Source organism: Ralstonia sp. R-29, assembly GCF_049913345.1.
GTDB lineage: Bacteria > Pseudomonadota > Gammaproteobacteria > Burkholderiales > Burkholderiaceae > Ralstonia.
In genome coordinates, this window is sequence record NZ_CP184377.1 from 123,059 (window position 1) to 136,074 (window position 13,016).

The following is a 13,016-nucleotide window of genomic DNA, read 5'->3' on the forward strand; positions in this document are numbered from 1 at the left end:
CGCAAAAGGATATGAGGCCACTGATGTCAGGCAATCCGGATGCTACGCTCGAGTTGCAGCGCACCGTGCAGCGCAAGCTCGGGCGCTGCCTGCTTCGCCTCCAGCAGTATGAAGCGCTCCTCAAGTCGCTGGTCGCTCATCACGACATAGGCGGGCCACCTGCCAAACTGCAGACAATCCGTGAGGCGAAGGTGGCGTGCGTTCAGAAGCAGACCTTGGGGACTCTGGTTCGCATGCTTACTGACAACTATCTGACTCCAAGCCAGGACGACGATGCGGCTGGCGAAGACGAGTCTGGCGGTGGCGGCCTTTGGGTCCGATTCCGTTCGCAGATTGAGTTGGAGACTGAACGGTACGAGGCTATCAGGGCAGCACTGCAGGAACTGGTGGCCCTACGCAATGAGCTTGTCCATCATTTTCTGCAACGTTTCAACATCTGGGAAGTGGGTGGCTGCACTGCCGCTGACGTTCACCTCGATGCCTGCTACGAAACCATTGACGGCCACTTCCTCACTCTGCGTGGTTGGGCGGAGTCCATGCAGCAGGCTTGGTCGCATATGGCTTCGTTTATGGCGACCTCGGCTTATCAAGACTTTGTGGTGAATGGAGTCTCGCCAGATGGAACAGTGAGTTGGCCAACAAGTGGGGTGGTCACCTGTCTTCGGGAAGCGGAGTCCAGGTTGGGCACAAATGGTTGGACGAGGCTAAATGCCGCCACGGCATGGATACGCGAGGAGCATCCGGACCAGCAACCGTTACGGTATGGCTGCGGTAGCTGGCGGCAGGTTATTCACGAGTCGCGTCAGTTCGAGGTTCGCAAGCAGGCGAACAACAGCAGCAGCGGCAATGAAGTCTGGTATCGCAGCAGGTCAGCGGGCGAGAGTGTCGGCTGAGTAGCGGTGCTGAGGTGCATGGGGTTCGACCGCGTTGCTCGCACTTCTCCTATATTGCGCAGGATGCTCCTCGGTACTGGCCTTGGCTGTGACGAGCAACTGGCGCTGGATGTAGCAACAATTAATGCGAATTCAGGTATCGGCGATGGGACCGTCCGGATTCCGGACATTCTCGGCCGCGTGTCGTTAGCCGTCTTTCTCGAAAGCAGCGCCGGAACTGGGTTTCCAGCCACCGGCGCAACAACTAAGTGCGAGCGGCGCAACAACTATTTCAAACCGCTACAGCACGCGTCCATCCCGGCCAATGATGCCGATATCAACGTAGCGCGAGCCTTCGTACTGCGACGGCCCGTAATGTAAATCGAAGTCCCCCAGATCGAACGGTCCGCGCGTCTGCAGGGCCGTTCGAATGGCTTCTCCCGTCACGGGGCCGTTGACCTTGCGCAGCGCCTCCACGAACAGCCTGGCCGACGCATAACCCTCCAGCGCAGTCGTCGATTTGGCCAGAGCCGGCCGGCCGGCAGCCGTCATGTCGGCGATGAAGGCGCGTGCCAGCTTGGTATTGCGCTTGGCGAGTGCCGGCATCACCTCTGCGATGCAAACACCCCGTGCCAGATCCGGGCTCGACGCGTGCACCAGCTCGTCGGCTGATGGGGTGGAATCGGTCGTCACCACCGCATTGCCGCCGCGCTCGCGGTAGGCCCGCAGGAAGCCGCCGATGTTCACGCTGTCAGAGAACATCAACACCACATCGGCCTCAGCTTTCAGCACGGTTTCTGCGAGCTTGTTCAGCGCAGCTGCATCCATTGTCTTGGTCGGCAGGGGCACCGTCAGCACAGGCTTGAGCCCCAGGGATTGCATGGCGGCCGTGCTCTTGTTCAGCCCATCCTCGCCAAAGGCATCCCCCTGGTGCAACACGGCAATACGCTTGCCACCCAGCACAACGCTCTGCCGCACCATCTGCTCGGCTTCCGCCTTGAGGCCCGCGCGTACATAGAAGACCCACTTGTTGTCTGCGCTCTGGCGCACCTGCGTGGACGATACGATGGCGCCGAGCACCGGTGTCCGGCTGGTCTCCAGGATGCCGCTCTTGATCAGCGTGGCGGTGCGCGCAGACCCGTAGTAGTTCAGCAGGGCAGCCGGATGATGCTGGCGGATCACGTCGCCCGTGCGTTGCGCCGCAGTGTCCAAGTTGCTCGAGCCGTTGATCGTGACCACCTTGATGGTGTGCCCATTCACGCCGCCCGCCTCGTTGACCTTGCGCAGGTACAACTCCGCTGCTTCCGCGGTGGCGCGCGTCGACGGCTCCACGGACCCCTCCAGCGGCAGCACCTGGGCCACTGTCACAACTTCGGCGACGGCCTGGGCCGACAGGAATACGGTTGCCACAGCCCCCAGCATGGCAAAGCGCTTCATCTTCATTCTTGTTATCACCTAAAAAGAACCGGCTCACGCCGGCAAGAGCGGGAATGCGTGCCGCCGTGTCTCAAATGGCGGTCACGATTTGGACCCTGTCGACGACGTCCGCCCAGCCTCGATGATTTCTAGTGTGGCTAGGGTCTGTTTACATATGAAACGCACGCACGTTGGCCCCCTCGGGCCAACCCTTCGGGCGAGAGGCAGATGGGCCGCATGGCGTCGTTGCGGCCGGCTTGCTTAGCTGGCTAAGCGGCACCGTCCACGCCTAGCCCTACGGCCCATCTTCCCCTCGCGTGCACGCGTTTCATATGTAAACAGACCCTGGTGCGTCCGTCCGTATTTGCCCAGCGTTCGTCGCGAACGCGTACCCATTGGGTACCCCGATGGTGGCGACATCGGATTGCTCCGCGTCGTGGTGGTCGGCGCGTGCTCATGCGCACGCCGGCAATGACGACAGGGCCGGGGATATTGGCGGGGTTTGCGTGAGCAGTTCAATGCACCAAAATGTTGATTGGCAGGCGGGTTTCACTTGCTGTTGCGCTCTTGCTTTCGGGGGCGTCGATATAAAGTCGAGGGGGCGGTCTACCCCCGCGTTTGAAGCGGATGCGGCCTGGGCGCTGGAAGGTATGCTTGTGCGCGCATTGATGATCGACGTTTCTGGAGCCCGTGGCATGTTCAACTTTCTCAGCAAGATCGTCCTGCTCGTCGTCTATGGCGTGGCATTGGCCAGCTACCTGACAGCGCTGCCACTGTTGCCAAATGCCATCGATTGGGTGCGCATCATCGCCGGGGCGCTGCTGGCCGTGCACCTGCTGGAAGTGGTCTTCTGCTTCAAGAAGGTGGCGCTGTACAAGGGGCCGCTGCTGGGCAGCGTGCTGCTGACCTTGCTGTTCGGCTTCCTGCACTGGAAGCCCATGGCCGATGCGGCGCGTGGGGCCGTGCGCTCCTAGCCACGGTCGCCGCAGAGTCCTACTCTAATTCCAGCCAACGTTGGCGGACTCTTGTGCTGCGGCACAGCATTGTTGATGGATAGGGCGGAGAAAACGGCGTTCGTTTTTGCTGGCGGCGGCAGCCTCGGCGCCATCGAGGCCGGCATGCTGCGCGAGCTGGTGGCCTGGGGCGTGGTGCCAGACATGGTGATCGGCGCCTCTGCCGGGGCCATCAATGCGGCGTTTTTTGCATGCAACCCACACGTGGCCGGCATCACACAGCTTGAGGCGCTATGGCGCAGCGTTCGGCGTGCCGACGTGATGCCGTGGTCGTGGCGCGCGATGCTGGGCATGCTGGGCGGCAAGCGCGCCCACTTGGTGGAGGCGTCAGGCCTGCAGCGACTGCTCACGCGGCATTTTGCGCAGGCGCTGCTCGAGGCGGCCGCGCTGCCGCTGCATGTCATCGCTACCGACATGCATACCGGCGCTGAAGTGGTGCTGTCCTCCGGCCAGATCGTGCAGGCGGTGCTGGCCAGCGCAGCCATCCCTGGTGTGTTTCCACCGGTGCGCATTGGCGAGCGACTTCTCATCGATGGCGGTGTCGCCAACAACACGCCGATCTCCGCCGCCATCCGGCTTGGTGCGACGCGCGTGGTGGTGTTGCCGGCGGGTTTTGCCTGCGCAGACCGGCGCACCCCGCGCAGCGCTATCGAGCACGCGCTCAATGCGCTCTCGCTATTGGTGGCTCGCCAGCTCGTGCAAGACCTGGAGCGCTGGGCGGGGCAAGTACCCATCACCGTGGTGCCGCCGTTGTGCCCGCTCGACATCTCGCCGTATGACTACACCCGCTGCGCGGAGCTGATCGACCGCGCTGCCAGTGCTACTGCAGCATGGTTGGCCGCTGGTGGTCTGGCCGGCACGGGTGTCCCAGGCGCCTTGCGCGAACACCATCACGATGCCAGCCATCCGAGTTGCACGGCAGATGTGTTGTCTGCTGACTAGCCCTCAGCTCGCACGGTCGCCCAATCCAACCCAAAGCGCGCGAGATACTTGCGCAGCCGATCCGCGTCATTCACCTTCGCCTTCTCCGTACGCGACACGTCGAAGAGCCGCCGCCCCGCGTCCGACAACGATGTCGACGTGCGACACACGGCAACCACGTTTTCCAGTTGCATGCGGTCGAACAGGTCGATCGCGGCGGCGTCATCACCCAGCAAATCGGCGAGGCTGCCTGCTTCGCGTGCCGAATCGGGCGCGGCCCACGTGCACTGCAGGCGCGCGATTTCGTCCGCCACGTCCGCTTCAGTGATGCGTCCACCTTCGGCCAGCGTCGCCAGCCGCGTAACGGAGGCCGACAGCTCGCGGAAGTTGCCCGTCCAGCGTGCCTGCGGCGAGGTGACGAACTTCAGGTAGATGCGCCGCGCTTCGGTGTGGAAGCGCACCTGCTCGCCGTGCTCACGTGCAAAACGCGCGAGCTCGAAGTCGAGGTTCGGCTCCAGGTCTTCCGGGCGATCAGCCAGGCCGGGCAGGTCGAACGTCCACAGGTTGATCCGCGCGTATAAGTCTTCGCGAAAGCGGCCTTCTGCCACCCACTGCCGCAGGTCGCGCACCGTGCCGGCGATGAGCTGGAAATCGCTCTCCACTTCGCGGTCGCTGCCGAAGGGCAGGAAGCGCTTCTCTTCGATGGCTTTGAGCAGCATGGCTTGCTCATCCAGGCCCAGTTCGCCGATTTCGTCGAGGAACAGCAGGCCGCCATCCGCGCTGCGCAGCAGGCCGGCACGCTCGGTCTGCGCGCCGGTAAAGGCGCCCTTCACGTGGCCGAAGAGCGCGGACATCGCGCTGTCGCCGCGCAGCGTGGCGCAGTTCACCTCGACAAAGCGGCCGGCGAGTTGATGGCGCGCCTTCTTCATCTCATACACGCGACGTGCGAGGAACGACTTGCCGGCACCCGTCGGCCCAAACAGCAGCATCGGCGCCTTGGAGCGCGACGCCACCCGCTCGATCTGCTCGATCATCCGGTTGAACGCCGGGTTGCGCGTGGCGATGCCCGACTTCAGCAGCGAGACCGTGTCTTCCCGCTCGCGCGCAAAACGCGTGGCGATCTTGTCGTAGCGCGAGAGGTCCAGGTCGATGACGCTGTAGCTGCCGGTGATGTTGCCGAGTTCCTTCTTGCGCGGTGGCGCCGTCTGGATGAGCTGCGCCGGCAGGTAGCGCGCCTCGGCTAGCAGGAACCAGCAGATCTGCGCGACGTGCGTGCCCGTGGTGATGTGGATGAGGTAGTCCTCGGCCTCGGTGTCGAAGGCGTAGCCGCGCGTGAAGTCGTGCAGCGTGCTGTAGACCTCTTCGAAATCCCACGGGTCGCGCAGCGTGACTTCGACGCTGCGCACCTCGGTTTCGGGCGACACAGCGGCGATGTCATCGCGCAGGCGCTCGAACAGGCTGCGGCTGCGCGCGTCGTGCAGCAGCTCCAGCCGGTGAATAACCAAGTCGTCTTGCTGGCACAGGCCAACGGTGGGCCGCCAGCGCTCCCAACGCTGGGCACCCTTGCCCACGTAGTCGAGCGTGGTGCCCACGAAGCCGATGGCGACGGTTTTGCGCATGCTGAGGTGTTATCTAAAAAAATAAATCAATATATCAATGGATCGTATTTTCAGGAAGTCTGGCGTGCCTACATCTGCGTTATTGCTCGGTAAGTTCAATAAAATCAATGGGATAGGTCGATGTGCGGCTGGTATGAAGTGACCTGGCATACCCATTGCACTAGAGAAGGCATCAACAACACAACGCGAGATGCCAAATGGCTAACCAGCAACTGTTCCAGACCTTGCTCGCGAAGACGGTCCAAGCGAATGCGACCGACGCGATCAACCAGGCAGGCGCCCCGGCGTATGCGATGTCGCCCCAGCACCAGTTGGCGCAACTCGCGATGACGGGCTGCCTGAACCACACCTTCTACGCATCGGCCGAGACGCAACTGGCCGACGTGCTGCAACTGGCGCTGCAAGTGGACGATGCCTTCATCGCCAAGACCGCGGTGTACAGCCGCGAGCGCGGTCTGATGAAGGACATGCCGGCCCTGGTGACCGCCGTGCTGGCGGCCAAGGGCAGCGCGCTGCTGCCGGCGGTGTTCGGCCGCACGATCGACACCGGCAAGATGCTGCGCAACTTCGTACAGATCGTGCGCAGTGGCGCAACGGGCCGCAAGTCGCTCGGCAGCCGCCCGAAGAAGCTGGTGCAGGCATGGCTGAACACCGCCACGGAAGTGCAGCTGCTGCAGGCGGCCGTGGGCAATGCGCCGTCGCTGGCGGATGTCGTGAAGATGGTGCACCCGAAGCCGGCAGAAGCTTGGCGTGCCGCGTTCTTTGCGTGGCTGATCGGCAAGCCGCATGACGCCGCACAACTGCCGCCGCTGACGCGTGAGCTGTGTGCGTTCCGCGCCGGCGAGTCGAAGGCGTTGCCGGACGTGCCGTTCCAACTGCTGACCAATGCGCCGCTGAACGCCGCGCAATGGGCGGTGCTGTCGGAGCGCATGGGTTGGCACGCGCTGCGTATGAACCTGAATACGCTGGGCCGCCAAGGTGCGTTCAGCCTGCCGGGTGTGACCAAGCGTGTGGCGGCCCGTCTGGCCGATGCGGCGCAGGTACGCAAGGCGCGCGTGTATCCGTACCAACTGCTGGCGGCGTACCGCTCGGCGGTCGATCCGGTGCCGCTGGCTGTGCGCGAAGCGCTGCAGGATGCGCTCGATGTGTCGCTGGCCAACGTGCCGAAGCTTGAAGGCAACGTGGTCGTGTGTCCGGACGTGTCCGGCTCGATGGGCAGCCCGGTGACGGGTTGGCGTCAGGGCGCGACCTCGGTCGTGCGCTGTATCGACGTGGCTGCGCTGGTATCGGCTGCCATCCTGCGCTCGCATCCGAAGGCACGTGTGTTGCCGTTCGAGCAGCGTGTGGTGGATGTGCAGCTGAACGCCCGCGATTCGGTCATGACCAATGCCGACAAGCTGGCGGCCATCGGTGGCGGCGGTACCAACTGCTCGGCGCCGCTGGCCAAGCTGGTGGCCGAGCGCGCCAAGGTCGATGTGGTGATCCTGGTGTCGGACAACGAGTCGTGGGTCGATGCCACGCGTCACGGGGCAACGCAAACGATGCTGCAGTGGGACTTGCTGAAGCTGCGTAACCCGCAAGCCAAGCTGGTCTGCATCGATCTGCAGCCGTACGGCACCACGCAGGCGATGGAGCGTGAGGACATCCTCAACGTCGGCGGTTTCGGCGATGCGGTGTTCGACGTGATCGCGCAGTTTGCGTCTGGCAGTTTTGGCGCTGGCCACTGGGTCGAGGCCATCGAGGCGACGGTGTTGTAGGCCGTCATGTGATGAACAACAACGTTTTACCGGCGCGTCACGAATGCTGAAGAGCTTGTCCTGACGCGCCAGGTGCGAATGCCTGCGGGTGTACATCGGTATCTAGTCGGTTCGAACCCGACCCGCGCGAAAGCGTGAGACCACTCGCTCCCCTAGTCGCACCACCTTTTTTCCGGCGAATGCCGGCGGAACTACATCCTGTCACGATCGAGGTCGCGGGTTCGAATCCCGCCGGTCCCAAATCAGGGGGACCGTAGCTCAGTGGATAGAGCGCGAGTTTCGCCAACTTTAGTCGCCGACCCCAATGCAACGCCCGATGTCACTACCAATGCGACATCGGGTCCCATAATGAAAAGAACGGATGCAACGAAAGATCATGAGCAAGTACAACACCCTCCACGTCGACAACGGCGCCGACATCAAGCTGTGGACCAACGGCGTGCCGGTCGAAGACGACGCCCGCAAGCAACTGATGAACACGGCCAAGATGCCGTTCATCTTCAAGCACCTGGCGGTGATGCCGGACGTGCACCTGGGTAAGGGTTCGACCATCGGCAGCGTGATCCCGACCGAGGGCGCGATCATCCCGGCGGCCGTGGGCGTGGATATCGGCTGCGGAATGATGGCCGCGCGCACGACGCTGACGGCCGCAGACTTGCCGGACAACCTGCATGGCCTGCGCAGCGCCATTGAAGCGGCGGTGCCGCACGGCCGTACGCCGGGTCCGCGCGATAAGGGCGCCTGGAACACGCCGCCGGAAACGGTCGATGCCATGTGGGGTGAACTGGTCGACGGCTTCAAGCGCATCACCGACAAGTACCCGAAGCTGAACAAGACCAACAACCACAAGCACCTGGGAACGCTGGGGACCGGTAACCACTTCATCGAGGTCTGCCTGGATGAAGAGCAGCGCGTCTGGTTCATGCTGCACTCGGGTTCGCGCGGGGTGGGGAACGCCATTGGCAACCTGTTCATTGAACTGGCACAGGCCGATATGCGCCAGCACATCGCCAACCTGCCGGACCGCGACCTGGCGTACTTTGAAGAAGGTAGCCAGCACTTTGGCGATTACGTTGAAGCCGTCGGCTGGGCGCAAGACTACGCACGCCGCAACCGCGCCACGATGATGCAGAACGTGATCGCGGCCGCGCGCAAAGTCATCACCAAGCCGTTCGCGGCGGACGTGGAAGCGGTGAACTGTCACCACAACTACGTGCAGCGCGAAACCCACTTCGGGCGCGATGTGCTGGTGACGCGTAAGGGCGCGGTGTCGGCGCAGAAGGGGCAGCTCGGGATCATTCCGGGTTCGATGGGGGCGAAGAGCTTCATCGTGCGCGGGCTGGGTAACGAAGAGGCCTTCTGCTCGTGCAGCCACGGTGCGGGCCGTACGATGAGCCGCACGCAGGCCAAGAAGCGTTTCACAGTCGATGACCAGATTCGTGCCACGGCCCACGTGGAATGCCGCAAGGACGCTGACGTGATCGACGAGATCCCGATGGCGTACAAGGACATCGACCACGTGATGGCCGCGCAGGCGGATCTGGTGGAGATCGTGCACACGCTGCGCCAGGTGGTGTGTGTGAAGGGATAAGCTCGCGCTTCGTTTTTTGCGTGTCGCGGGCACGGTGGTTTTCCGCCGTGCCCGACTGCGTTTCGTGCAACAAGAACAACAAGTGAACACCATGACGTTTCTGTATTCCCACCCCGTCTCCGACGCCATCCGCGAGCGTGTGCTGGCGGAGCTCAGCAGCATCGAGCAGCAGCACGACGTTCGTGTTCTGTTTGCATGCGAATCCGGCAGCCGCGGCTGGGGCTTTGCCTCGCCCGACAGCGACTACGACGTGCGCTTCGTCTACGTGCATGAGCCCGAGTGGTATCTGCGCGTTGAGCCACAGCGCGATGTGATCGAACTGCCGATCAGCGATGAGTTGGACATCTCCGGTTGGGAATTGCGCAAGGCGCTGCAGCTCATGCATCGCTCCAACCCGACGTTGCTGGAGTGGCTCGCGTCGCCCGTGGTGTATCGCCAGGACGCGGCATTGGCCGAACGCATGCGCACGCTCGCGCCAACGTTCTTCTCCGAGCGCAAGGGGCGCTGGCACTACGTATCGATGGCGGCGAAGAACTTTCGCGGCTATCTGCAGGGCGAGACCGTGCGCATGAAGAAGTACCTGTACGTGCTGCGCCCGTTGTTGGCCGCACAGTGGATCGACGAAGGACGCGGCATCCCACCGATGCGTTTTGCCGATCTGGCCGACGTGATGGTGAGAGACACCGCCCTGCGCGACGAGATCAACCAGTTGCTGGCGATCAAGATGGAATCCGGCGAGGCCGAATACGGTGCACGCTTCCCGCGCATTCACGCCTTTATCGAGCAGGCGCTGGCGCAGGAAGACGTGCCGGCAGATTTCCGTCAGGCGACAGGCAACCCAGCAGCATTGGATGCGTTCCTCTACGACACCGTGCTGGCGCGATCACCCTGTACAAGCTAACGCGCACCTCACTGACGGGTGCGCAGACCAACAAGAAGAACAAACCATGAACACCCAACTACAACAAGAACAACGATCAGCACAACCCGCCGCATGCATCGAACTCGACGGCGCCCAAGGCGAGGGTGGCGGCCAGATCCTGCGCACTGCGCTCACGCTGTCCATGTTGACGGGCACGCCGTTCCAGATCGAGAACATCCGCGCCAAACGTTCCAAGCCGGGTTTGCTGCGCCAGCATCTGACCGCCGTGCAGGCGGCGGTGGAGATCAGCGGCGCCACGGTGGAAGGCGCAGAAGCGGGCTCGCAGACGCTGCGTTTCATACCTGGCGCCATCCGTGGCGGCGATTACCGCTTCGCCATCGGCACGGCTGGCAGCTGCACGCTGGTGCTGCAGACGATCCTGCCCGCACTATGGTTTGCCGATGCGTCGAGCACCGTGTCGGTGAGCGGCGGCACGCACAACCGTGCAGCGCCGCCAGTCGACTTCCTCATCCGCGCATGGTTGCCGCTGATGGCGCGCATGGGCGTGACGCAGACGCTCACGCTCAAGCGCCACGGCTTCTACCCGGCGGGCGGTGGTGAGGTGGTGGCGGCGGTCACGCCGTGTGCGGGTGCGTTGCATGCGCTGCATCTGACGGAGCGCGGCGCACAGCAAGCGCTGCGTGCCGAAGGCATCGTTGCCGGCGTACGCGGCGGCGTGGCGCGGCGCGAGCTGGATACGCTCGGCCGCTTGGTCCCCGGCATCGAAGGCACGGTGCGTGACCTCGGCAACGCAGAAGGCCCCGGCAATGCGCTGGTGCTGGACATCGTGCACGAGCACGTCACCGAAGTCTTCACCGGCTTTGGTGAACGTGGTGTGACGGCAGAAACGATCGGCCAGCAAGTCGCGCACGCGGCGCAGCGCTATCTGCAGAGCACGGCGGCGGTCGACGAGTACCTTGCCGATCAGCTCGTGTTGCCAATGGCGCTGGCCGGTGCCGGAAGCTTGACGGTGGTGGAGGCCTCGTCGCATCTGCTCACCAATATCGGCGTGATCGAGAAATTCCTGCCGGTGGAAGTGGACGTGCGCCCGCTGGAGTCCGGCGCCGTCCACGTCGAGGTGTGTTGAGCGCCCTGCGTTTCCGGTTCACTCCTTGTCTTTGTGCACCGGAAACAGCGCCGACAACACTTGCCGTGCCGTTCCGCGCAGCACGCCGCTCGCGTCCGGGTCGCCATACGCCAGCGCCGTCGCAAAGTTGCGCGCCTGCTGCAGCGTGACGTGTGGCGGCAGCGGCGGCACGTCGGGGTCGGTCTTTACCTCCAGCACAACGGGGCACTCCGCAGCGAGTGCTTCATCCCACGCGCCGGCCACTTGGTCCGGGTTGTCGACATACAGCCCCTTCAAGCCGATCAACTCCGCAAAGCGGTGATACGGCACGTCGGGGATGTCCTGTGACGCCGGAAACTTCGGGTCGCCTTCCATCACGCGCTGCTCCCAGGTGACTTCATTCAAGTCTTGGTTGTTGAGGACCATGCAGATCCACTTGGGCGATTTCCAGCGCTTCCAATACTTCGCCACGGTGATCAGCTCGGCCATGTTGTTCATCTGCATCGCGCCGTCACCCACCAGGGCGATGACGGGGCGATCGGGGTGCGCAAACTTGGCGGCAATCGCATACGGCACCGCCGCGCCCATCGACGCCAACCCGCCCGAGAGCGAGCCCATCATGCCGGGCTTGAACTTGAGGTCGCGCGCATACCAATTGGCGCAGGTGCCGGAATCACTCGTGACGATCACGTTGGCGGGCAGCCGGGAAGACAGCTCCCAGAACACACGCTGCGGATTGACGGGGTAGGCGGGCTGCAACGCGCGCTGCTCTAGGGTCTTCCACCAATCGGCATTCCAGCGGGCAATGCGCTCGGGCCAGTACGTGTCGGTCTTGCGCTGCAGTAGCGGCAGTAGCGCGCGCAGCGTCTGCGCACTGTCGCCGACGAGGTTCACTTCCATCGGGTAGCGCAGCCCGAGCATGCCGGGGTCCAGGTCGATCTGCACGCCGCGCGCCTGGCCTTCCTTGGGCAGAAATTCCGCATACGGAAAGCCCGAGCCGACCATCAGCAGGGTGTCGCAGTGGTTCATCAGCTCCCAACTGGGTTCGGTGCCTAGCAGGCCGATTGCGCCCGTTACGTTGGGCGCGTCGTCGGGCAGCACGGCCTTGCCGAGCAGCGCCTTGGCGACACCTGCGCCCAGGGTGTCCGCCACGGCCGCCACTTCCGCGCTGGCACCGAGCGCGCCTGCACCCACCAGCATGGCGACGCGGCGGCCCCCGTTGAGCACGTCGGCTGCACGCTCCAGATCCACGGCCTGCGGCACCACCGTCGGCGCGCTGTAGCCCACACCCGAGTGCACGGTGCCATGGGCATGCGGCGGTGCGGTGTAGGGCATTTCCTGCAGATCGTTCGGCAACACGAGTGCCGTCACGCGGCGTTGCCCGATGGCGATGCGCACGGCACGGTCGAGCAGATGCCGCACCTGCGCCGGCACGCTGGCCTGGTGCACGAACGCGCCCGCCACGTCGCGGAACATCGCCACGAGGTCGACCTCCTGCTGGTAGTGCCCGCCGACGGCGGTGCGCGCCTGCTGCCCGGTAATCGCCAGCACGGGCATGTGGTCCAACCGCGCATCGTACAGGCCCGTGACGAGGTGCGCGGCACCCGGCCCGGAGGTGGCCATGCACACGCCCAGCTCACCCGTGAACTTGGCATGCGCCGAGGCCATGAACGCGGCCATCTCTTCGTGCCGCGCCTGCACGAATTCGATCTTGCCGCCCGCGCGCTGCAAGGCACCGAACATGCCGTTGATGCCGTCGCCGGGGTAGCCATAGATGCGGCGCACACCCCATTCGTACAGGCGTGCGACAAGAAAGTCGCTCACGGTGGGTTGCATGAT

Annotated in this window: 10 protein-coding genes; 7 read left to right on the plus strand and 3 right to left on the minus strand. The window is 63.9% G+C overall.

What is annotated here, in order from left to right; all coding sequences use genetic code 11:
• The first annotated feature begins 23 nt into the window (after positions 1-23).
• The gene (locus ACN9M1_RS00560; protein ID WP_426396473.1) at positions 24-893 is read left to right on the plus strand and encodes an OST-HTH/LOTUS domain-containing protein; all 870 of its coding nucleotides are present in this window, start codon (positions 24-26) and stop codon (positions 891-893) included.
• A gap of 279 nt (positions 894-1,172) precedes the next feature.
• On the opposite strand, the gene ACN9M1_RS00565 is transcribed toward ACN9M1_RS00560, so the two are convergent.
• Complete coding sequence (locus ACN9M1_RS00565) at positions 1,173-2,315, minus strand: ABC transporter substrate-binding protein (RefSeq protein WP_426396475.1); 1,143 nt, start codon at positions 2,313-2,315, stop codon at positions 1,173-1,175.
• A gap of 668 nt (positions 2,316-2,983) precedes the next feature.
• Here ACN9M1_RS00565 and ACN9M1_RS00570 point away from each other — a divergent pair.
• On the plus strand, positions 2,984-3,262 hold the full coding sequence (locus tag ACN9M1_RS00570) for a hypothetical protein (RefSeq protein ID WP_426396477.1): 279 nt from the start codon (positions 2,984-2,986) through the stop codon (positions 3,260-3,262).
• 75 nt (positions 3,263-3,337) lie between these two features.
• Positions 3,338-4,243, plus strand: coding sequence for a patatin-like phospholipase family protein (locus ACN9M1_RS00575; RefSeq protein WP_426396479.1), 906 nt, complete (start codon positions 3,338-3,340; stop codon positions 4,241-4,243).
• Here the strand turns inward: ACN9M1_RS00575 and rtcR are convergent.
• Positions 4,240-5,841 (minus strand): RNA repair transcriptional activator RtcR, encoded by a 1,602-nt coding sequence (rtcR, locus tag ACN9M1_RS00580; protein WP_426396481.1) that lies wholly within the window; start codon positions 5,839-5,841, stop codon positions 4,240-4,242. The two genes, ACN9M1_RS00575 and rtcR, sit on opposite strands and share 4 nt — an antisense overlap.
• 197 nt (positions 5,842-6,038) lie before the next feature.
• Between rtcR and ACN9M1_RS00585 the strand changes: the two genes are divergently transcribed.
• The 4 genes from ACN9M1_RS00585 to rtcA all read left to right on the plus strand — a co-directional run bounded on the left by ACN9M1_RS00585 (position 6,039) and on the right by rtcA (position 11,198).
• A complete protein-coding gene (locus ACN9M1_RS00585; protein WP_426396483.1) occupies positions 6,039-7,598 on the plus strand; it encodes a vWA domain-containing protein in 1,560 nt (519 codons plus the stop codon).
• Positions 7,599-7,974: 376 nt separating this feature from the next.
• Positions 7,975-9,189, plus strand: coding sequence for an RtcB family protein (locus tag ACN9M1_RS00590; RefSeq protein WP_426396484.1), 1,215 nt, complete (start codon positions 7,975-7,977; stop codon positions 9,187-9,189).
• Between the two features lie 91 nt (positions 9,190-9,280).
• A complete protein-coding gene (locus ACN9M1_RS00595; RefSeq protein WP_426398898.1) occupies positions 9,281-10,090 on the plus strand; it encodes a nucleotidyltransferase domain-containing protein in 810 nt (269 codons plus the stop codon).
• A gap of 46 nt (positions 10,091-10,136) precedes the next feature.
• Positions 10,137-11,198 (plus strand): RNA 3'-terminal phosphate cyclase, encoded by a 1,062-nt coding sequence (gene rtcA, locus ACN9M1_RS00600; protein WP_426396486.1) that lies wholly within the window; start codon positions 10,137-10,139, stop codon positions 11,196-11,198.
• Between the two features lie 18 nt (positions 11,199-11,216).
• Here the strand turns inward: rtcA and ACN9M1_RS00605 are convergent, their stop codons facing one another.
• Complete coding sequence (locus ACN9M1_RS00605) at positions 11,217-13,013, minus strand: thiamine pyrophosphate-requiring protein (protein ID WP_426396488.1); 1,797 nt, start codon at positions 13,011-13,013, stop codon at positions 11,217-11,219.
• Positions 13,014-13,016 lie beyond the last annotated feature (3 nt).